Origin of the sequence: Christiangramia aquimixticola (assembly GCF_048285835.1) — a bacterium.
Classification (GTDB): domain Bacteria; phylum Bacteroidota; class Bacteroidia; order Flavobacteriales; family Flavobacteriaceae; genus Christiangramia; species Christiangramia aquimixticola.
This window is the reverse complement of sequence record NZ_JBLVTL010000048.1, coordinates 1-387: the sequence shown is the minus strand read 5'-3', so window position 1 is coordinate 387 and position 387 is coordinate 1. Positions and strand designations below refer to the sequence as shown.

1 protein-coding gene is annotated in these 387 nt (G+C 58.4%); it reads left to right on the top strand.

The features are described from left to right. On the top strand, nt 1–197 hold a 197-nt coding region (locus tag ACNKXV_RS13435; protein WP_417908244.1), incomplete at its 5' end, for a thymosin beta. Nucleotides 198–387: the final 190 nt, after the last annotated feature.

Genomic DNA, 387 nt, shown 5'->3' with positions numbered 1-387 from the left:
GCAACGAGAGTGGGAGCACCTGGAGCGCGAGCTCGGAAGGAGAATCCACGAGTTGTAAGAAAATGGCAGACAAGCCGGACATGGGGGAAATCGCCAGCTTCGATAAGGCCAAGCTGAAGAAAACCGAGACGCAGGAGAAGAACACCCTGCCGACCAAAGAGACCATTGAACAGGAAAAGAGGAGTGAAATCTCCTAAAAGCCTAGGAAGATTTCCCCACCCCACCCCACCCCGCCCCATCATCTCCAAGACCCCCTCGTGATGTGGAGGAAGAGCCACCTGCAAGATGGACGCGAGCCACAAGCTGCACTGTGAAACCCGGGCACTCCGAGCCGATGCCACCGGCCCGCGGGTCTCTGAAGGGGACCCCTCCACTAATCGGACTGCC